16 protein-coding genes and 1 riboswitch are annotated in these 18,989 nt (G+C 66.3%); of the genes, 11 read left to right on the plus strand and 5 right to left on the minus strand.

Annotated features, from left to right (window positions below; genetic code table 11):
* Positions 1-111: 111 nt before the first annotated feature.
* The 3 genes from B3349_RS03145 to B3349_RS03155 all read right to left on the minus strand — a co-directional run bounded on the left by B3349_RS03145 (position 112) and on the right by B3349_RS03155 (position 3,874).
* Positions 112-2,100 (minus strand): esterase/lipase family protein, encoded by a 1,989-nt coding sequence (locus tag B3349_RS03145; protein ID WP_291586339.1) that lies wholly within the window; start codon positions 2,098-2,100, stop codon positions 112-114.
* A gap of 65 nt (positions 2,101-2,165) precedes the next feature.
* The gene (locus tag B3349_RS03150; RefSeq protein WP_291586340.1) at positions 2,166-3,248 is read right to left on the minus strand and encodes an Lnb N-terminal periplasmic domain-containing protein; all 1,083 of its coding nucleotides are present in this window, start codon (positions 3,246-3,248) and stop codon (positions 2,166-2,168) included.
* Positions 3,249-3,316: 68 nt separating this feature from the next.
* Entirely contained in the window at positions 3,317-3,874 is a 558-nt protein-coding gene (locus B3349_RS03155; RefSeq protein ID WP_066538348.1) for an adenine phosphoribosyltransferase, read from the minus strand.
* Between the two features lie 214 nt (positions 3,875-4,088).
* On the opposite strand from B3349_RS03155, the gene B3349_RS03160 reads away from it, so the two are divergent.
* From B3349_RS03160 to lptC, 4 genes are read left to right on the plus strand one after another with little or no spacing between them, the layout of a single operon-like run.
* Positions 4,089-6,560 (plus strand): EAL domain-containing protein, encoded by a 2,472-nt coding sequence (locus B3349_RS03160; RefSeq protein WP_291586343.1) that lies wholly within the window; start codon positions 4,089-4,091, stop codon positions 6,558-6,560.
* A 59-nt stretch (positions 6,561-6,619) separates the two neighbouring features.
* Positions 6,620-7,627: a KpsF/GutQ family sugar-phosphate isomerase gene (locus B3349_RS03165; protein WP_291586344.1), complete on the plus strand. Its 1,008-nt coding sequence runs from the start codon at positions 6,620-6,622 to the stop codon at positions 7,625-7,627.
* The gene (locus B3349_RS03170; RefSeq protein WP_291586345.1) at positions 7,627-8,175 is read left to right on the plus strand and encodes a KdsC family phosphatase; all 549 of its coding nucleotides are present in this window, start codon (positions 7,627-7,629) and stop codon (positions 8,173-8,175) included. The genes B3349_RS03165 and B3349_RS03170 overlap by 1 nt, the downstream gene beginning before the upstream one ends.
* Positions 8,172-8,768 (plus strand): LPS export ABC transporter periplasmic protein LptC, encoded by a 597-nt coding sequence (gene lptC / locus B3349_RS03175; RefSeq protein WP_291586346.1) that lies wholly within the window; start codon positions 8,172-8,174, stop codon positions 8,766-8,768. The genes B3349_RS03170 and lptC overlap by 4 nt, the downstream gene beginning before the upstream one ends.
* Before the next feature lie 115 nt (positions 8,769-8,883).
* On the opposite strand, the gene rbp (B3349_RS03180) is transcribed toward lptC, so the two are convergent.
* Positions 8,884-9,372 carry an RNA-binding regulator gene (gene rbp, locus B3349_RS03180; RefSeq protein ID WP_291586347.1) on the minus strand — a complete coding sequence of 163 codons (489 nt, stop codon included), beginning with the start codon at positions 9,370-9,372 and terminating at the stop codon, positions 8,884-8,886.
* A gap of 233 nt (positions 9,373-9,605) precedes the next feature.
* Positions 9,606-9,941 (minus strand): RNA-binding regulator, encoded by a 336-nt coding sequence (rbp, locus tag B3349_RS03185; RefSeq protein WP_066538329.1) that lies wholly within the window; start codon positions 9,939-9,941, stop codon positions 9,606-9,608.
* A gap of 238 nt (positions 9,942-10,179) precedes the next feature.
* A riboswitch (yybP-ykoY riboswitch) is annotated at positions 10,180-10,322 on the plus strand.
* A gap of 66 nt (positions 10,323-10,388) precedes the next feature.
* On the opposite strand from rbp (B3349_RS03185), the gene B3349_RS03190 reads away from it, so the two are divergent.
* The 7 genes from B3349_RS03190 (at position 10,389) to B3349_RS03220 (ending at position 18,878) form a co-directional block, all read left to right on the plus strand.
* Positions 10,389-10,970, plus strand: a complete 582-nt coding sequence (locus B3349_RS03190; protein ID WP_291586351.1) for a TMEM165/GDT1 family protein — start codon at positions 10,389-10,391, stop codon at positions 10,968-10,970.
* A gap of 115 nt (positions 10,971-11,085) precedes the next feature.
* The gene (gene metX, locus B3349_RS03195) at positions 11,086-12,216 is read left to right on the plus strand and encodes a homoserine O-succinyltransferase MetX (RefSeq protein ID WP_291586354.1); all 1,131 of its coding nucleotides are present in this window, start codon (positions 11,086-11,088) and stop codon (positions 12,214-12,216) included.
* Complete coding sequence (gene metW / locus B3349_RS03200) at positions 12,213-12,797, plus strand: methionine biosynthesis protein MetW (protein WP_066538321.1); 585 nt, start codon at positions 12,213-12,215, stop codon at positions 12,795-12,797. The genes metX and metW overlap by 4 nt, the downstream gene beginning before the upstream one ends.
* Before the next feature lie 84 nt (positions 12,798-12,881).
* Entirely contained in the window at positions 12,882-13,712 is an 831-nt protein-coding gene (gene otnI / locus B3349_RS03205; RefSeq protein ID WP_291586356.1) for a 2-oxo-tetronate isomerase, read from the plus strand.
* Between the two features lie 122 nt (positions 13,713-13,834).
* Positions 13,835-15,031, plus strand: coding sequence for a glycerophosphodiester phosphodiesterase (locus tag B3349_RS03210; protein ID WP_291586357.1), 1,197 nt, complete (start codon positions 13,835-13,837; stop codon positions 15,029-15,031).
* Positions 15,032-15,255: 224 nt separating this feature from the next.
* The gene (locus tag B3349_RS03215) at positions 15,256-17,253 is read left to right on the plus strand and encodes a methyl-accepting chemotaxis protein (protein WP_291586359.1); all 1,998 of its coding nucleotides are present in this window, start codon (positions 15,256-15,258) and stop codon (positions 17,251-17,253) included.
* A gap of 125 nt (positions 17,254-17,378) precedes the next feature.
* Complete coding sequence (locus B3349_RS03220) at positions 17,379-18,878, plus strand: M20 family metallopeptidase (protein ID WP_291586361.1); 1,500 nt, start codon at positions 17,379-17,381, stop codon at positions 18,876-18,878.
* Positions 18,879-18,989: the final 111 nt, after the last annotated feature.

The following is an 18,989-nucleotide window of genomic DNA, read 5'->3' on the forward strand; positions in this document are numbered from 1 at the left end:
GTGATGGTGCTGCGCGGCATCACCGGGTAACAAGGTGACAAGGTACGAGGGAGGGCGGCGACGCCCTCTCTTTTGCATGGGCGCTCACCGGAACGCCATGGCGGGGCCGGCTCAGGGCCCCGTCAGCTGGCTGCGCAGAATGCGCCGGATTTCGACAATCGCCTGGGGTTGCTCCTGCACGCTGTGGCCCGACGGGATGACGCGCTCCGACTCCGCCCCGGCCAGGTGGGCGCTGGCATAGGGCACGATGCCGTCGCTGCTCTCTTCCAATGGTAACTTGGGCGTATCGTTGCCGATGATGGAGTGATAACGCACGAAGCTGGAAATCGGTAGGTCGGCCGTGGCACGGATGAACGGGTCCTGGTCGCTGAGGTTGTCGATGCTGTTGGGAATACGGAACAGCCCCTGCTTGCCGGTGCGCGGTGCAGCGTTGGCAATGGCCAGGGTCACATCGGCAAACTGTTCGACCATGGAGAACGGCAGCGTGATCAGGTTGGCGGCCCAGCGCGCCAGCCGGTGGTTGGCAAAGCTGGTGCCGCGGTGCGGCGCCGCCACAAAAATGGCGTTGCGCACCTGGGGCAGGGGCTCGAATTCCAGGTATTCGGCCAGCTGGCCGCGCAGCTGGCGTTGGGTGCGTGCGGGCATCTCCAGCTCCATGGTCATGGCGTCCAGGACGCGGCCCTGGGTGCTGCTGACCATCAGCCGCGACAGCACGCCCCCCATGCTGTGGCCTACCAGGGTCAGGTTCTGCGAGGCCGGTGCCTGGCCGCTGGGGTCGAAGTGCTGCAGCGTCTCCTGCAGGGCGGCGCGGATGGCGTGGTGGTTCAGCGCCAGCGGGGCATTGGTGGGGTAGTAGACCTGCCAGATCTGGTAGTTGCTGCGCAGCAGCTCGTCGCCCAGCACCTCGTTGGCCACATTGATCCAGGCCTCGGGGCTGCTGGCCAGGCCGTGCAGCATGACCACCACGCGGCGGCTGGGGTCGTAGGGCTGCATCAGGTAGATCTGTGGCCGCACGATGCCGTTGCCCACGCCCAGCAGGCTGCGCAGCGCCTGGGTGGAAAAACCCGAGCGGGCCAGCCACAGGCCATAGCCCGAGGTGAAGTTGCCCGCCAGCGGAACGCGGCTGTCAGCCAGCAGTACCTCGCGCTGGCGGTAGGGGTCCAGCAGGCGCACGGTCAGGCTCTGGGTGGACAGCACCTCGGCCAGCGTGCGGCCGTCAAACTGCAGCAAGGCGGTGATGGCGGGGAACAGCGCCTCCTGGTAGGGAGGGCCTTGCATGCTGCCCCAGCGCGGATCCGGGCCGACGGCCTCGGGCGGCGGCGGAAACACGGCCACCAGCTCGGCGCCAAAGCCGTCGCGCCGGTAGATGTTGCGCAGGCCGGAGAAGGTCAGCGAGGTGGCTGCCAGCAGTTCCTGCGGCATCACCCGGTGGGCGGGCTGGCGCAGGCCGGACAGGTCCATGGTCAGCAGCCATTGCTGCCACTGCGTGCGGTCGCCCTGCAGTGCGTCCAGGTCGGCGGGCAGGGGCTCGGACAGTGTGCTGCGGTAGCGGAACATGCCGGTGATGGCCTGTTGCACGGCGTAGTTGTAGTAGTCGCGCACCTGGGTCTGGCGGTCTTCGAAGGCCCGCGCCGTGGGGTCGCGTTCGGTGAAGAACAGGTAGGCCCAGGCGTAGCGGGCCGATTCCAGCCAGGCATCCACCGCCTGTCCGGGCTGTGTGGCCGGGGCGCGTTCCTGGTCCATGGCCTCCTTGGCCCACAGCTCGGACAGAGCGGACAGGCGCTGCTCGTCCGTCAGGCCGGCGCTGCTGCGCAGCGCGGTGCGGCAGGACGTGGCATCGGCCAGGCAGGGTTTGGCTTCGCTGCCCATGACCCGCAGCGATTCGCGCGTGGCGGGGCTGAGTTGGCCGCTGGTCAGCACGTCGGCACGGCGCTGGGCGAGGTAGTCCGAAGGCTGGATGGAGCTGACTTTGACGCCCGCACAGCCGGAGAGCAGGGCCAGGCAGGCGGGCAGCAGCCACAGCAGGGGGCGGCAGGGACGGCGGAAACGGATCACGGCAGACAGGGGTGAGCGAGAGGGTGTGCCAGTGTAGGCAGGCATGCGCCGCCCTGCATGACAGGGGGCTGAGAGCGAGTCCCGGCGCTGCCCGGCCCGGCCAGGCGAAGTCAGGGCTGCAGCGGCGGGATGCCGGCGCGGATGGCGCGGGAAAAATCGATGCTGGCCGCGCGGTCGTCGCTGCCGGCAGGGGGCTGCCACTGCTGCGCACGCTGGGTGATGTCGCCCGCGGTGCGCAGCTGTTCCAGGGGCAGGCCGGGCGTGAGGCCGCCCACCGAGGCCAGGTATTCGGGCAGATAGCCCGAGGCCAGCAGCCGCCAGTCCAGCGGCAGGCCACCGACCAGGCGCTGGGCCATGTCCCAGACGATGGTGGTGCAGTTGGCGGTTAGCGTGTGGTACCAGCGCGGCTGGTGGTGCAGTGCGGCCGCCTGTTCGGCGTAGGAGCGCAGCAGCGCGCGCATGGCCGGCTGGGGCATGTCCACACGGTACAAAAACACCTGTTCGTCGCGCACATTGGTGCGAACAGCCAGGATGTCACGCTCATCTGCCGCGATCAGTGCCAATTCATAGCGTTTGAAGAAACCCGCCATGGCGTCAAAGGCTTCGCCTTTTTCCTTGCGGATCTCGAAAGAAAACACCAGTTGCTCGCCGTTCTCGAATCCGAAGGACACCAGCGTGTGGGCGATGGCCGGGCCCATCCAGTAGGAAACGGCCATGTCCACGCTGCGCAGCTGGTTCAGGTCGTAGCGGCGGTCTTCCCAGCGGGCGCTGTAGTCGGTTTCGCTGCGCCAGGCAAAGTTGCGCACATCCTGCAGCGCGATGGTGTCGGCGTCGGCCGCTTGCATGCGGGTGATCCGCGCCACGTCGTCGGCCCAGTCCCGGTCCGCACGCGGGGTGATGGTGGCCCACCAGGCCAGCAGCAGCGCCATCAGCAGGGCGCCGCCACCCCACAGCAGTCCCAGGTGGTGGTGGCGCCAGGCCAGCAGGGCCAGCGCCAGCCAGGCCATGCCCCACAGTGCCAGCAACGGCCACAGCAGGGCGGGGCGCGCTTCCCACTGGTACCAGAGCGCCCCAGTGCCCCACAGCAGCGCCAGCAGGGCGCACAGGCCGCCGCCAGCCCAGGCCAGGGCGCGCAGTGCCTGCAGCCAGGCGGGCATGGTTGCAGCCAAGGACGAAGCGGAGTGAGAGGCCATGGTGTGCGAGGGGAGGAAAGTGCGGTAGCGGCCCTGAAGATTCCGGGTGCAGAGGGCGTTGTGCCGCTTCAGTGACCGGCGAAGTCCACCAGCGTGAACAGCGGCAACTGGCCTTCGCCACGCAGGCGGTCGGAGCCGCCCAGCTCGGGCAGGTCGACAATGGCAGCGCCTTCCACCACGGTGGCGCCCAGCTTTTCCAGCAGTTTCTTGCCGGCCATCATGGTGCCGCCGGTGGCGATCAGGTCGTCGATCAGCAGCACCCGGTCACCGGCTTTCACGGCATCGGTGTGCAGCTCCACGGTGGCGCTGCCGTATTCCAGTTCGTAGGTTTCTTCCACGGTGGTGAAGGGCAGCTTGCCCTTTTTGCGGATGGGTACAAAACCCACGCCCAGCTCGTAGGCGATCACGGCGCCCAGGATGAAACCGCGCGCGTCCAGGCCGGCCACCACGTCGGGGCGCATGTCCTTGTCCATATAACGGTGCACAAAGGCGTCGATCAGCACGCGGAATACCTTGGGGTCCTGCAGCAGCGGGGTGATGTCGCGGAACTGCACACCGGGGGCCGGCCAGTCGGGCACGGTGCGGATGTGGGCGCGAAGGTAGTCGGTGACGCTGAGGCTGGGCATGGTGTCAGGAAAAAATAGCGCGAAGGCGCTCAAGATTCGGCAGAGTGTGCCGTAGGGGTGGGAGAGGGACAAGCGGTCCGGCGCAGCGCTGCAGCGCCGGAAAACTGCAGTGCGCGAGTGTAGGCAGGTCGCTGGCGCCGCGCATAATGCCCTCGAATGTGCATACCGCGTGTCGGTATTGTGGCCTTTGATGCAGCCTGAGCCTCACAACTGTATGGAATTGACCGTTCTGCTGATCGATGGAGATGCTGCCCATGCGGACCAGGTGAGGCAGTTTTTGCAGCGCACCCGGCCCGGCTGGCAGCTGTTGCAGGCCGCCGACCTGGCCCAGGGCCAGGCCCTGCATGCCCGGCATGTTCCCAGTGTGGCCGTGGTGGCGCTGGAGCAAGCCGATGGCGATGCCCTGCAGTCCCTGCGCTGGCTGGGGCGGACCATGGCCATGGTGGTGGTCCGCCCAGGCCAGGAGTCCATGGCGGCGCTGGCCATGCGTGCCGGCTTTGCCGATTTCGTGGTGCGCTCCGAGCGGCCCGGCAACACCAGCCACCTGCACACCTTGCCGGAACAGATCGAAGGGCTGGCCCGGCAGCGGGCCACCCAGGATGCGCTGGAAGCCCAGAGCCGGGAGCTGTCGGCCACCTTGTCCAGCATCTCGCAGGGCATCATCAGTCTCGATGACCAGGGCCGCGTCCATGTCTTCAACGAGCGGGCCCAGGAGCTGGTGGGTTTGCCCCACAGCCTGATGCAGGGCGAGCCGTTCCTGAGCGACATCGTCGAGTTCCAGCGTGCGCGGGGCGAATTCGGGGAGGATGGCAGCGTGTACTGGCCGACCGGCGCCAAGCTGGGCTCCTACGGCAACGGCACCTGCCCTGCGGTCTACATCCGCCGTACCCTGGAAGGGCGCTATCTGGAAGTGCGCACGCATCCGGAGCGCAACGGACGCCGGGTGCGCACCTACACGGATGTGACGGACTATGTGCACATCCAGGAACAGCTGCGCCACAGCGAACAGCGCTGGCGCAGCATGACGGCGCTGTCGTCCGATTGGTTCTGGGAGCTGGATGCGCAACTGCGCTTTGTGCTGCTGGATGGCTGCCCCGAGGGCCTGAAGGCGGTGCTGCAAGGGCAGCCGGTGGATGCGCCGGCGCTGTGGTGCCACCAGCCGAACATGGCCGTGGCCCTGTCTGGCAGCCGCGTGGTGCTGGAGGCGCGCCAGCCTTTCCAAGACTGGGAGATGTGCCACCGTGCCGAAGACGGCAGCACCGTCTGGTTGTCCCTCAGCGGCACGCCCAGGATCGACGCCCAGGGCCAGTTCCGGGGCTATTGCGGGGTGGCGCGTGACATCACGGAACGCAAGCAGAACGAGGTCCAGATCCGCCGTCTGGCCTATACCGACGATTTGACTGAGCTGCCCAACCGGGCCGCCATGCTGCAGCAGCTCACGGCGGCGCTGCACCGCAGCCAGCACCACGGTGCAGGCGCCCTGCTGATGCTGGATGTGGACCGTTTCAAGGACATCAACGACGCCATGGGCCACAGCTGGGGCGATGTGCTGCTCAAGGAAGTGGCGCGCCGTCTGGAGCTGTGGTGCCGGCCCGGCGATGTGGTGGGGCGCGTGGGGGGCGATGAGTTCCTGATCATGATCGAAAGCCTGGCGCCGGACCTGGAACAGGCCCACGCGCGTGCTGGCGCCATGGCACTGAGCCTGATCGGTATCCTGGGGCAGGCTTTCGAGCTGCAGGGGCGGGCGGTCCAGCCCTCGTTCTGCATCGGGGTGGCGGGTTTCCAGGGGCTGGAGCGTTCGGTGGACGAAATGCGCCAGTGCGTGGAGCTGGCGCTGGGCGAAGCCAAGACCCGGGGACGCAATGCCTGGAGCGTGTTCGACCCGCAGCTGCAGCGCACCGTGCGCGAGCGTGCGGCGTTGGAGGTGGATATCCGCATGGCCCTGGAACAGGGCCATTTCTTATTGCATTACCAGCCGGTGGTGGATGCCCAGGGCCGGGTGCAGGGGGCGGAAGCTCTGGTGCGCTGGAAGCACCCGGAGCGTGGACTGATTCCGCCCGGGGCCTTTATTCCCGCCGCCGAGCAGATGGGCCTGATTTTTGCGCTGGACCGCTGGGTGCTGCGCCTGGCCTGCCAGCAGCTGGCGCTGTGGGCCCAGGATGCGGCCACGGCCGACTGGACCCTGGCGGTGAACCTGAGCGCCCAGGAGTTCCGCCATGCCGATTTTGTGCCCCGCATGCAGGACATTCTGCGCGACACCGGGGCGCGTGCCGACCGGCTGAAGCTGGAGCTGACCGAAAGCCTGATGCTGGACGAGGTGGAGGACAGCATCGCCAAGATGCAGACCTTGCGTGGCTGGGGCATCCAGTTCTCGCTGGACGACTTCGGCACCGGCTACTCCTCTCTGGGCTATCTGAAGCGCCTGCCGCTGTCGCAGCTGAAGATCGACCAGAGCTTTGTGCGCGATGTGCTGCTGGACGCCAACGATGCCGCCATCGTGCGCACCGTGATCGCACTGGGCCAGAGCCTGGGGCTGGAGGTGGTGGCCGAAGGGGTGGAGACCCGTGGTCAGCTGGATTTCCTGGTGGCCCACGGTTGCCGGCGGTTCCAGGGCTATCTGTTCGGGCGGCCGGCCGAGGCGCAGATGCTGCTGGCGCATGCCGGGCTGGTGGTGCCGGCGGGATAACCATGGGCGGTGCTCGCTGCTGCCCTGCAGGGGATGGGGCGGGCCGATAGAATTTCGCCATGAATGCTTCGCAAGTTGCTGTGCGCCCTGTTGCGCCAGAAGATCAGCGCGCCCTGGACCTGGCGCGCAGCACATTGGCCATTGAAGTGCAGGCCCTGCAGTCCATGGCGGACCGCCTGAACCAGGTGTTTGCCCAGGTGGTGCAGCAGATCCTGCGCCTGCCCGGCCGCGTGGTGGTGATGGGCATGGGCAAGAGCGGCCATGTGGGCCGCAAGCTGGCCGCCACGCTGGCGTCCACCGGCACCCCGGCGTTCTTTGTGCACCCGGCCGAGGCCAGCCACGGCGACCTGGGCATGGTCACCGACAAGGATCTGGTGCTGGCCCTGTCCAACAGCGGCGAATCCGACGAGATCACCTCGCTGCTGAGCGCCCTCAAGCGGCAGGGCGTGGGCATTGTGGCCATGACCGGCGGCCTGCAGTCCACGCTGGCGCGCCATGCCGACTGGGTGCTGGACACCAGTGTCGAGCGCGAAGCCTGTCCGCTGAACCTGGCCCCAACCGCCAGCACCACGGCCCAGCTGGCACTGGGAGATGCCCTGGCCATGGCCTTGCTGGATGCGCGCGGCTTCCGGGCCGAGGACTTTGCCCGTTCCCACCCCGGTGGGTCGCTGGGCCGCAAGCTGCTGACCCATGTGGCGGATGTGATGCGTTCCGGCAACGATGTGCCTGCGGTGCAGCCGGATGCCGACTTCAGCACGCTGATGCGCGAAATGGGTGCCAAGGGCCTGGGCTGCGCCGTGGTGGTCGATGCACAGCAGCAGGTGCAGGGCATCTTCACCGATGGGGATCTGCGCCGCTGCATCGAAGCGGGCACCGAGCTGCGCACGGCCACGGCCGGCCAGCTGATGCACGCCCGCCCCAAGACCATCAGCACGGAAGCGCTGGCGGTGGACGCCGCCCAGTTGATGGAGCAGCATGGCATCACCTCGGTGATGGCAGTGAATGCCGCAGGCCGGCTGGCAGGGATCGTGCACATCCGTGATCTGATGCGTGCCAAGGTGATCTGATGGCCCACGCTGCTTTGCAATTCCCCCCCGACCTGCTGCTGAAGGCGCAGAACGTGCGCGTGCTCTTCCTGGATGTGGACGGGGTGCTGACCGACGGCGGCCTGCTGTTTTCCGAGCAGGGTGAAACGCTCAAGCGCTTTAATACCCTGGATGGCCACGGCATCAAGCTGCTGCAAAAAGCCGGCATCACGCCGGCGGTGGTGACCGGGCGGGATTCGGCGCCGCTGCGTCTGCGCCTGCAGCAACTGGGCGTCACCCATGTGCGCTACGGCACGGAAGACAAGCTGCCCGCCGCCCAGGCCATCCTCGATGCGCTGGGGCTGGACTGGCACCAGGCCGCGGCCATGGGCGACGACTGGCCCGACCTGCCCATGCTCAGCCGCAGTGCGCTGGCCTGCGCGCCGGCCAATGCGCATGCCGAATGCCTGGCGCTTGCGGATTTTGTGACGCCTCAGGCCGGTGGACAGGGGGCGGTGCGCGCGGTCTGTGACCTGCTGTTGACCGCCACGGGGGCCTACCGCCGTTTGCTGGAAGCCTATTTGCCATGATCCATGCTGTCCGCCGCTCCTGGGAAAGCCTGTCCCTGTACCTGCCGGTGCTGCTGATGGCCTTGCTGGCGCTGGGTTCGTGGTGGCTGGTGCGCAATGCGCCGTCTGCGCCCAAAGCGGCGCAGGAGCGGACCGTGAGCCACGACCCGGACTACACCATGACCCACTTCATGGTGAAGGACTTTGATGTCCAGGGGCGCATGCAAAGCGAAATCCGGGGGGACCAGGCCGACCACTATCCCGATACCGACACCCTGGAAATTCAGAATGTGGATATGCGCGGCTATGCCCCGGACGGTGCCAAGACCACGGCCACGGCCAAGAAAGGCATCAGCAATTCGGATGCCTCGGAAGTCCAGCTGTGGGGCAATGCGGTGGTGATTCGGCAGCCTTTGCCGCCCAAGTCAGCTATGCAGTTTGAAGGCGAGTTTCTGCATGCCTGGACCCAGGAAGAACGTGTGAAATCGCATTTGCCGGTGGTACTGACCCAGGGCAAGGACCGGTTTACAGCCGACCAGCTGGATTACGACAATGTGTCGCGGGTGGTGCAAATGCAAGGGCGCGTGCGTGGGGTGCTGGAGCCCGGGCGTTAATACTGCGGATCGATATATGTCGCCGGCATGGCCGCGCGAAGATCCACGGGAAAGTTTCCATAAAAAAGGCCTCTGTCAGAGGCCTTTTTTTTGCAGCAGGGGTAATGCGGCGGGCTTATTCGCCGTTGTAGCCGCCACCACCGCCGCCGCCATAGCCGCCACGGCCACGCGGGCCCGAGCCATAGGGGCTGCGGAAGCCGCCATCCTGGCGGCCACCACCGTAGCCACCACCGCCTTCGCGATCGCGGTTGTAGCCACCACCGCCGCCACCACCACCGTAGCTGTCGCGGCGGCCACCGCCGTCGCCATAGCCGCCACCCCCACCGCCACCACCGTAGCTGCGGGGTGGACGGGGTTCCATGGGACGGGCTTCATTGACCACCAGGCTGCGTCCACCCAGCGGCTGGCCATTCATCCCCTGGACGGCGGCACTGGCTTCGGCATCGCTGCCCATTTCCACGAATCCAAAACCTTTGGAGCGACCCGTGTCACGCTCCATCATGACCTTGGCGCTTGTCACGGTGCCAAACTGGGAGAAGGCCTGTTCCAGATCATTGTCACGCACGCCGTAGGGCAGGTTACCTACGTACAACTTATTTCCCATCAATCGCTCCTCAATATCCTTCTTTGTTCGACCTATACAAGCCTGCATCGCACTGTGCGCTGGAAACCGGACCTGCAGATCACCGCGGGAGTATTCCCGTAAAACATTATTAATGGGGGCGCAAAAGAAGCATTACCGTTGGGCGGGCAAATTTGTGACATTTCTAAACAAAAAAGGAACCCGAAGGTTCCTTTTTTTTCGCTTTGACGTTGAAGCGTAAAAGCGCGGGCTATTTAGTAGCTGTTGCGACGGCCACCGCCGAAATCGCCACCACCACCGTAGTTGCCGCCGCCGAAGCCGCCGCTGCGGGGAGGGCGGGGAGCCATCGGACGGGCTTCGTTGACCACCAGGTCACGGCCGCCGTGGTTTTGACCGTGCAGGCCTTGGATGGCGGCTTGGGCTTCAGCATCGCTGCCCATTTCCACAAAGCCGAAGCCCTTGGAACGGCCGGTGTCACGCTCCATCATGACCTTGGCGCTGCTGACATTGCCAAATTCGCTGAAAGCTTGTTGCAGATCGTTGTCGCGGAAAGAGTACGGCAGGTTGCCGACGTAAAGTTTGTTACCCATGGAAGACTCCAGGAAAAAAGTGAAAACGCGATGGAGCCCTAGGTGTCCGCAAACGTGACGACGGTAGAGACGCTAACGCACTGGCCTTTGCGATAAGCACAAAAGCTCAAGGCATTATCAATCATAAGAATGCGAGTTTCACAGGGTATAGACAACTTTGTGCTGCTTACAACATGTGATCCGAGTAAACCCGGAAACCCCATTTATACGCGGCGCACCAAGGCAGGGCAGTAGAATGTCGCTTGTCTTTGGGGAGTAGCCCGTTTGGCACGCAATGTGCCAAAAGCGTGCGTCAACAGACTTGGGGCTTTGCCCTATGGCGTACGCGGTTCTCTTGTTGGAGCTGGGCGAGACCATTGACTACACACCGATCCAAGTGCCGGAGTCGGGGTGTGGTCAATGCGCGCTCGCAATCATCCGGCCGTGATTTACACAAGATAACCCCACATGGACGCTTTCCTTGTTTCTACCGCCATCGTCGCCCTGGCCGAGATGGGCGACAAAACCCAGCTGCTCTCCCTCGTACTTGCTGCGCGCTTTCGCAAGCCCTGGCCCATCGTGCTGGGCATTCTGGTGGCCACGCTGGTCAACCATGCCCTGGCCGGTGCCGTGGGCGCCTGGGTGACCCGGATGGTCGGGCCGGATGCCATGCGCTGGATTCTGGGCCTGTCCTTCATCGCCATGGCGGTGTGGATGCTGATTCCCGACAAGCTGGACGATGACGGCACCTCCCAGCATTCCCGCTGGGGCGTGTTCGGCACCACGCTGGTTGCCTTCTTCCTGGCCGAGATGGGCGACAAGACCCAGATCGCCACGGTGATGCTGGCAGCCCAGTACAGCGGTGCCTATGTCTGGGTGGTGGCGGGTACCACCCTTGGCATGATGCTGGCCAACGCACCGGTGGTGTGGCTGGGCGACAGGCTGGTCAAGAAGGTGCCCATCCGTATGGTGCACCTGGTGTCGGCGGTCATTTTCCTGGTGCTGGGCTTGCTGGCGCTGTTTGCGCCCATGCTCAAGGATTTGGCATAATTGCCGCTCACGCGCCGATTTGCTACAGCTTGCGGGCGCTTTATAAATCCTGCTAAAGACCCGTCCGACGACATCGATCGACCCGGCCTCGTTTTTAGCGATGCCGGGTTTTTTCATGTCCTTCATCGCCACACCGCAATCCATGCATTTTCCGGATGCGCTGCTGCTGCAAAGCGGCCACAGCATCCGCGACTACACCCTTGCGTTCGAAACCTACGGAACGCTGAACGCCGACAAGTCCAACGCCATCCTGGTGTGCCACGCGCTCAACGCTTCGCACCATGTGGCGGGTGTCTACGAAGGCCAGCCCAAGAGCGAAGGCTGGTGGGACAACATGATCGGCCCGGGCAAGTCGGTCGATACCGACAAGTTCTTCGTCATCGGGGTCAACAACCTGGGCTCCTGTTTTGGCTCCACCGGCCCCATGCATACCAACCCGGACACGGGTGCGGTGTACGGCTCCAGCTTTCCGGTGCTGACGGTGGAAGACTGGGTCAGCGCCCAGGCGCTGCTGCTGGACCGGCTGGGTATCCGGCAGATGGCGGCCGTGCTGGGCGGCAGCCTGGGCGGCATGCAGGCACTGAGCTGGACGCTGCAGTATCCGGAGCGCATGCGCCACGCCGTGGTGGTGGCCAGTGCGCCCAATCTGAATGCCGAGAACATTGCCTTCAACGAGGTGGCGCGCCGTGCCATCGTCACCGATCCGGATTTCCACGGTGGCGACTTCTACGCCCATGGCGTGGTGCCGCAGCGCGGCCTGCGCATCGCCCGCATGATCGGCCACATCACCTACCTGAGCGACGATGTGATGAACCAGAAGTTCGGCCGTGCACTGCGCAACGGCCCGGACATCCAGTTCACCACCCAGGACATCGAGTTCGAAATCGAGAGCTATCTGCGCTACCAGGGCGACAAGTTCAGCGGTTACTTTGACGCCAACACCTACCTGCTGATCACCCGGGCACTGGACTACTTCGACCCTGCCAAGCAGCATGGCGGCAACCTGAAGGCCGCGCTGTCCAAGACGCTGGCCAAGTTCTTCCTGGTGAGCTTCACCACCGACTGGCGCTTTGCCCCGGGGCGCAGCCGCGAGATCGTGCATGCCCTGCTGCAGAACCAGCGCGACGTGGGCTATGCCGAGATCGACGCCCCGCACGGCCATGACGCCTTTCTGCTGGACGACCCCCGCTACCTGGCCGCCATGCGCGCCTATTTCGAAGGCATTGCCAAGGAGTTCCGCGCATGACCGCCACCCCCACCATGCAAGCACTGGCCCAACTGGTGCCCCAGGGCGCCCGCGTGCTCGATCTGGGCTGCGGCGATGGCGCCTTCCTGCAGTATCTGCAGCGTGAACGCGGCTGTACCGGCTACGGCGTGGAGATCAGCGACGACAACGTGCTGGCCTGCCTGCAGCGCGGCGTCAATGTGCTGCAGCTGAACCTGGACGAAGGTCTGGCCATCTTTGACGACAACAGCTTCGACATGGTGCTGCAGATAAACACTTTGCAACACTTGCGCAATACCGAAACGATGTTGCGCGAAACCGCGCGCGTCGGCCGGATGAGCGTGGTCACCTTCCCCAATTTCGCCCACTGGCCCAACCGGTTTTCGGTGCTGCGCGGGCGCATGCCGGTCACGCGCCACCTGCCGTACCAGTGGTATGACACGCCCAATATCCGCGTGGGCACGTACAAGGACTTCGAAGTGCTGGCGCACAAGAACCGCCTGAATGTGGTGGATTCCTTCGGTTTGCGTGAAGGCCAGGTCATCCGCACCCTGCCCAATCTGCGCGCCAGCACGGCGGTGTTCTGTCTCGAAAGAGGTTGATCTGGCGCACAGCCGGCCGCAATGTCGGCGCCTGCGACAGACCGGTGACAGACAGTGGGGCCGGGTGCTTCCGATAATGGGCCCATGCCCCAGTTCGCTGCCAACCTGTCGTTGATGTACACCGAGCTGCCGTTTCTGGAACGCTTTGCCGCTGCGGCGCGCGATGGTTTCCGGGCGGTGGAATACCTGTTTCCCTATGCCTATGCGCCGGCACAGCTGGCGCAGCAGCTGCGTGCCCACGGCCTGCAGCAGGTGCTGTTCAACGCCCCACCCGGCGGCACCACGCGGGACGCCATGGCCACCGCCTGGGACAGCGGTGACCGTGGCACGCTGTGTCTGGCCGGCCAGGAGAACGCCTTCCGTGCGGGCCTGCAACAGGCGCTGGAGTACGCCAGCGTCCTGCAATGCCCACGCGTGCATGTGATGAGCGGCCTGCTGCCAGCGGGCCAAAGCCATGCCGGCGTGCAGGCCCTGGTGACGGAGCGCCTGCACTGGGCTGCCCAGCAGGCGCAGGATGCGGGTGTGACGCTGTTGATTGAGCCCATCAACGGCCGTGACATGCCCGGCTACTACCTGCAGCGGCAGGACCAGGCGCATGCGCTGGTGCAGGCCGTGGATTCGCCCCGGCTGCAGGTGCAGATGGACCTGTACCACTGCCAGGTCGTCGAAGGCGATGTGGCCATGAAGCTGCGCCACTACCTGCCCACCGGGCGTGTGGGCCATATCCAGATTGCGGGCGTGCCCGACCGGCATGAGCCGGACAGCGGAGAGCTGCACTACCCCTATCTGTTCGATCTGCTGGACCAGCTGGGCTACACCGGGTGGGTCGGCTGCGAATACCGCCCGCGCGCCGGTACCTCGCAAGGGCTGGGCTGGCTGCAGGCCTATGCCCTCACGGACGCCGCAGAGATCTGAAAAATCCCTTGCAGCCTGTGCGCGACCTGGTCAGGGCCGCCGCCTGTTTGGTGGTGAAATCAGGGGCAGAAAGCCCCGCGCCGCTGCGCGGGTGGAAAAAACCTTTGCAACCGGAGACTGCCATGCCCGCCATCACCCGCCGCCACTGCCTGACCGCCACCGCTGCTGCACTGGTGGGCCCGTGGGGGCTGACCGGCTGCAGCAGCCCGGCCCCGGCGCCTGCTGCGGCGGCAGGGGCACAGGGGGCTGCCCCCACCGTGCCGCGCCCTGGCGCCTGGCCGCCCAAACCGGCATTGATTGCCCACCGGGGGGCCTCGGCCCTGCGCCCCGAGCACACGCTGGAGGCCTACCGGGTGGCCATTGCCGCCGGTGCGGACTTCATCGAGCCCGATCTGGTCATCACCCGGGATGGCGTGCTGGTAGCGCGGCACGAAAACGCCATCGCCATGCTCAATGCCGACGGCAGTCTGAAGGAGGTGTCCACCGATGTGGCCGACCGCCGCGAATTTGCGGCGCGCAAGACCACCAAGTCCATCGACGGTGAGCGCATCACCGGCTGGTTTGTGGAGGATTTCACGCTGGCCGAGCTGAAGACGCTGCGCGCGCGCGAGCGCATTCCCGCGGTACGCCCGGCCAATGTGCGCTATGACGGCCAGTTCGAGGTGCCAACGCTGCAGGAGATCATCGACCTGGCCAAGGCGGAGACCGCGCGCACCGGCCGTACCGTGGGCATCTACCCTGAAACCAAGCACCCTAGCTATTTCCAGTCGATCGGCAAGCCGCTGGAGCCCGTGCTGCTGCAGGTGCTGGCCGCCAACGGCTGGAACGATGCCCAGGCGCCGGTGTTGGTGCAGTCGTTCGAGGTGGACAACCTGCGCTGGATCCGTGCGCGCAGCACGGTGCGCCTGGTGCAGCTGCTCAGCCCCAAGGGCCAGCCGTATGATAGCGTGGCCCGCGGGGCAGGCCCCAGTTATGCCGACCTGACCACGCCCGAAGGCCTGGCCCAGGTGGCGACCTACGCCAACGGTATCGGGCCCAGCAAATCCATGGTGGTGCCGGTCAAGGAGGGCAAGAACGCTGCGCCCACCGGCCTGGTGGGGGCGGCCCACCGCGCCGGGCTGCTGGTGCATGTCTGGACGCTGCGGCCGGAGAATGCTTTTCTGCCCGCCGCCCTGAAAGCCCACCCGGTGGAGAACGGTGCCACGCGCGGCAATGTGGCGGCGGACTTCGAAGCCTTTTTGCGTACCGGCATCGATGGCATCTTCACCGACGACCCGGCCGAGGGGCGCAAGGCCATTGCCGCCTACCACGCCCGCTGAGCGGCGCCGCACGGCAGCAGGTGCTTGCCGTGGACGGCCTGCGGTCGATGGCGGGCCAGAGCTGTCCGCCAGCGGCGATAAAGGCAGAATTCCCTGTATTGGTGCAAAAAGCCCTGTGGTTGCCGTAAAAAGCGGACGGATTGCAGGGCTTTGCCGTTCGTCAGGACTTACTCAGTAACGCAATGTGAGAATCCGCCCGTTTTGTGTCCTGGTGCGGGTATCCCATGTTGTCCTCTTCTTCTGCGGCTGCAGGCCGTCGTTCCGTGGCCCGCCGGGTCACCGCCATCGCCATCGCGATGGTGGCGCTGGTGTTGCTGGCGCTGAGCCTGGTGACCGCGTCCATCACCAACCAGGCTTCGCGCACGCAGCTGGTGGCCAGCGTGGGCCATGCCACCCAGGCGCTGGTGGCTTCGGTCGACGCGGTGGAGCATGCCAACCGCGACATGGTGGTCAAGGCGTCCCAAGGGTTTGCCCGCCACTTTGTGGGCCACGTGGCGCTGGACCCTGCCAGCGGCCAGCTGTCCGTGGACGGCGAGGTGTTGAACGGCAACTTTGCGCTGCCGGACAAGTTCAGTGCCGACACCGGCGGTGTGGCCACGGTGTTTGCCCGCCAGGGCGATGACTTTGTGCGCATCACCACCTCGCTGCGCAACCCGCAGGGCGAGCGCGTGATCGGCACCATGCTGGACCGCCAGCATGCGGCATATGCCCGGGTGCGCGATGGCCAGAGCTTCATCGGCCGCGCCACGCTGTTCGGCAAGCCGTATATGACGCACTACGCGCCGCTGCGCGATGCGCAGAACCAGGTGGTGGGGATTCTGTTTGTGGGCACCGACCTCAGCGCCTTCCAGGAAGGTCTGCTGCGCCAGGTGTCCGGGCTGCGCCTGTACGAGCATGGCGGTGCCATGGTGATCGACCCGGGCACCAGCCTGGCGCAGGCCCGGTTTGTGGCCCATCCCAGCCATGCCGGCCAGAAGGTGCTGGAGGCCCTTCCCCAGGCCCAGGCGACCTTGCAGGCGCTGGCCGACAGCCCGGACGGCTGGGTGCGCGATGCGGTCGCACTGCTGCCGGAGCAAGGCGCAGACCCCTGGGCCGTGGTGCGCAAGACCCAGTCCGGCTGGTGGGTGGTGACCGAAGTCTCGGACCGCGAAGCCATGGCCGGCCAGCGCCGCGCGCTGTTTGCCGTGTGGGGTGCCATGGCGGTGGCGCTGGCCCTGCTGGCCGCCGGCCTGTTCTGGGTGCTGCGCCGGGGCGTGAGCCAGCCGCTGCGCGGGCTGACGCAGGCGCTGACCCTGGTGGCCCAGGGCGATCTGACCCAGCCTTTCCACAGCCCGCGCCGCGATGAAATTGGCGATCTGGTGCGCGAGGTCGAAGACATGCGCCAGCGCTACGTGGCCATGCTGCAGCAGGTCAGTCTGGCGGCGCACAACATTGCCAGCGCCAGCAGCCAGATCGCCCTGGGCAATGCCGATCTGGCCGAGCGCACCGACAACACCGCCGACCGGCTGGCGCGCACGGCCCAGCGCATGGTGGACACGGCCCAGGGTGTGCACCAGGCCGCCGACGCGGCGCGGCAGGCGCACCAGCTGTCGGCCTCGGCCGTGGAAGTGGCTTCGCGCGGCGGGCAGGTGGTGGGCCAGGTGGTGCGCACCATGGGGGCAATCAACGACAGCAGCCGCCAGATTGCCGACATCATCGGCGTGATCGATGGCATCGCGTTCCAGACCAACATCCTGGCCTTGAACGCCGCCGTGGAAGCCGCGCGGGCCGGAGAGCAGGGCCGGGGCTTCGCCGTGGTGGCCAGCGAGGTGCGTTCGCTGGCCGGGCGCAGCGCCGAAGCGGCCAAGCAGATCAAGGCGCTGATCGGCAGCTCGGTCCACCAGGTGGAGTCCGGTGCCCAGCTGGTGCAGGCCGCCGGCCAGACCATGGACGAGATCGTCAGCTCCGTGCAGCGCATGGGCGACATCGTGGGCGAAATCTCGGCCAGCGCCTCCGAGCAGGCCGAGCGCATGGCCCAGGTCAACCACGATGTGGCCGAGCTGGACCAGTTGACCCAGCAGAACGCTTCGCTGGTGGAGGAGTCGGCCGCGGCTTCCTCCAGCATGCGCGACCAGGCCAGCGGCCTGGAAGCCGCGGTCAGCGTGTTCAAGCTGCAGCCCGCCGATGCACCGCCCCTGCATCTGGCGGCGCCGGCTGCCGCAGGGCCGGCACTGCCCCGCTGACATCGGCTGCGGGGCGGCCCGGCAGGGGCGGGCTGGCGCCCCCTGGGCTGTGGGGGCTCTGGCATGGCGCACAATGTTTGCTTCGCGTCCGCCCGGTGCCGGCCGCAGTGACCAGGAGCTTCGCCATGAACGCACGCATTCCGTCCACCGCGCTGGACACCACACAGGCGCTGGAGCATGTCAGCCAGCAATGGGACCGCGACATCGTGGCCCAGCTCAAGGACTACATCGCCATTCCCGCCAAATCGCCCATGTTTGCCCCCGACTGGGCGGCCCAGGGCCTGCTGGACACGGTGCTGCGCAACGCTGCCACTTGGGTGGAAGCGCAGAAAGTGCCCGGCCTGAAGCTGGAAATCGTGCGCCTGGAAGGCCGCACACCGGTGCTGTTCTTTGAGGTGGAAGGCACCCAGCCCGGGGCCAATGCCAGCGGCGCTCCCACGGTGCTGATGTACGGCCACCTGGACAAGCAACCCGAATTCGAAGGCTGGCGCAGTGACCTGGGCCCCTGGACCCCGGTCTACCAGGACGGCAAGCTCTACGGCCGCGGCGGCGCGGACGATGGCTATGCCGTCTACGCCAGCGTGGCGGCGGTGCAGGAACTCAAGCGCCAGAACGTGGCCCACCCGCGCATTGTGGGCATCATCGAGACGGCCGAAGAGAGCGGTTCGCGCGATCTGCTGCCCTATGTGGATGCCCTGCGTCCCCGCCTGGGTGCGGTGGAGCTGGTGATCTGTCTGGACAGCGGTGCCGGCAACTACGACCAGCTGTGGTTGACCACCAGCCTGCGCGGCATGGCCAGCGGTACGCTGAAGGTGGAAATCCTGACCGAGGGGGTGCACTCGGGCGATGCCTCGGGCGTGGTGCCCTCGTCGTTCCGCATCATGCGCCAGGTGCTGGACCGGCTGGAAGACAGTGCGACCGGTCGCATGCTCCCTGCCAGCTTCCACTGCCAGGTGCCGCCCGAGCGTCTGGCCCAGGCCCGGGCCACGGCGGCCATCCTGGGCGAGGAAACCTACAAGCGCTTTCCCTGGGCCCACCATGACTGCGGCGGCAGCACCCTGGTGGCCCTGCCCACCACCACCGATCCGGTGGAAGCCCTGCTCAAGCGCACCTGGGAACCCACGCTGTCCGTCACCGGTGCCGAAGGCTTCCCCACGTTGCAGAACGCGGGCAATGTGCTGCGGCCTTACACGGCCTTCAAGCTCAGCCTGCGCCTGCCGCCGCTGGTCGACGCCGCCACCTGCGTGCAGGAGATGCAGCGGCTGCTGGAAGACAATGCCCCGTACCAGGCCAAGGTGACCTGGGAAGGCCTGTCCAGCTCCAGTGGCTGGAACGCACCTGGCACAAGCCCCTGGTTCGAAACGGCCCTGAATGCGGCCAGCCAGGCCCACTTTGGCGCGGACTGCGGCTACATCGGCCAGGGTGGCACCATCCCGCTGATGAACCTGCTGAGCCAGGGCTTCCCCACCGCACAGATGATGGTCTGCGGCGTGCTGGGCCCCAAGAGCAATGCCCACGGCCCCAATGAGTTCCTGCATGTGCCCTATGCCAAGAAGCTCACCGCCGCCGTGGCCCAGGTGATTGCCGCCATGCCGGTGGCGCAATCCGAGGAAGCGACAGCTTGAGTCGCTGAGGGAATTCCCAAAAATAGCTGCCAAAGCCCACGCAAAGGGCGCAGGCAGCTATTTTTTTGATATTCCCGGCCCGCCCGCGCCGGGTACTGCAAGGAGAGCCCC

It is taken from the genome of Comamonas sp. UBA7528, from assembly GCF_002479375.1.
Classification (GTDB): domain Bacteria; phylum Pseudomonadota; class Gammaproteobacteria; order Burkholderiales; family Burkholderiaceae_C; genus Comamonas.

Bases quoted from the DNA above. Each gene is read 5' to 3' on its own strand.
- B3349_RS03145 (WP_291586339.1), bottom strand. From the start codon at position 2,100: ATGCCTGCCTACACTGGCACACCCTCTCGCTCACCCCTGTCTGCCGTG.
- B3349_RS03150 (WP_291586340.1), bottom strand. From the start codon at position 3,248: ATGGCCTCTCACTCCGCTTCGTCCTTGGCTGCAACCATGCCCGCCTGG.
- B3349_RS03155 (WP_066538348.1), bottom strand. From the start codon at position 3,874: ATGCCCAGCCTCAGCGTCACCGACTACCTTCGCGCCCACATCCGCACC.
- B3349_RS03160 (WP_291586343.1), top strand. From the start codon at position 4,089: ATGGAATTGACCGTTCTGCTGATCGATGGAGATGCTGCCCATGCGGAC.
- B3349_RS03165 (WP_291586344.1), top strand. From the start codon at position 6,620: ATGAATGCTTCGCAAGTTGCTGTGCGCCCTGTTGCGCCAGAAGATCAG.
- B3349_RS03170 (WP_291586345.1), top strand. From the start codon at position 7,627: ATGGCCCACGCTGCTTTGCAATTCCCCCCCGACCTGCTGCTGAAGGCG.
- lptC (WP_291586346.1), top strand. From the start codon at position 8,172: ATGATCCATGCTGTCCGCCGCTCCTGGGAAAGCCTGTCCCTGTACCTG.
- rbp (WP_291586347.1), bottom strand. From the start codon at position 9,372: ATGGGAAATAAGTTGTACGTAGGTAACCTGCCCTACGGCGTGCGTGAC.
- rbp (WP_066538329.1), bottom strand. From the start codon at position 9,941: ATGGGTAACAAACTTTACGTCGGCAACCTGCCGTACTCTTTCCGCGAC.
- B3349_RS03190 (WP_291586351.1), top strand. From the start codon at position 10,389: ATGGACGCTTTCCTTGTTTCTACCGCCATCGTCGCCCTGGCCGAGATG.
- metX (WP_291586354.1), top strand. From the start codon at position 11,086: ATGTCCTTCATCGCCACACCGCAATCCATGCATTTTCCGGATGCGCTG.
- metW (WP_066538321.1), top strand. From the start codon at position 12,213: ATGACCGCCACCCCCACCATGCAAGCACTGGCCCAACTGGTGCCCCAG.
- otnI (WP_291586356.1), top strand. From the start codon at position 12,882: ATGCCCCAGTTCGCTGCCAACCTGTCGTTGATGTACACCGAGCTGCCG.
- B3349_RS03210 (WP_291586357.1), top strand. From the start codon at position 13,835: ATGCCCGCCATCACCCGCCGCCACTGCCTGACCGCCACCGCTGCTGCA.
- B3349_RS03215 (WP_291586359.1), top strand. From the start codon at position 15,256: ATGTTGTCCTCTTCTTCTGCGGCTGCAGGCCGTCGTTCCGTGGCCCGC.
- B3349_RS03220 (WP_291586361.1), top strand. From the start codon at position 17,379: ATGAACGCACGCATTCCGTCCACCGCGCTGGACACCACACAGGCGCTG.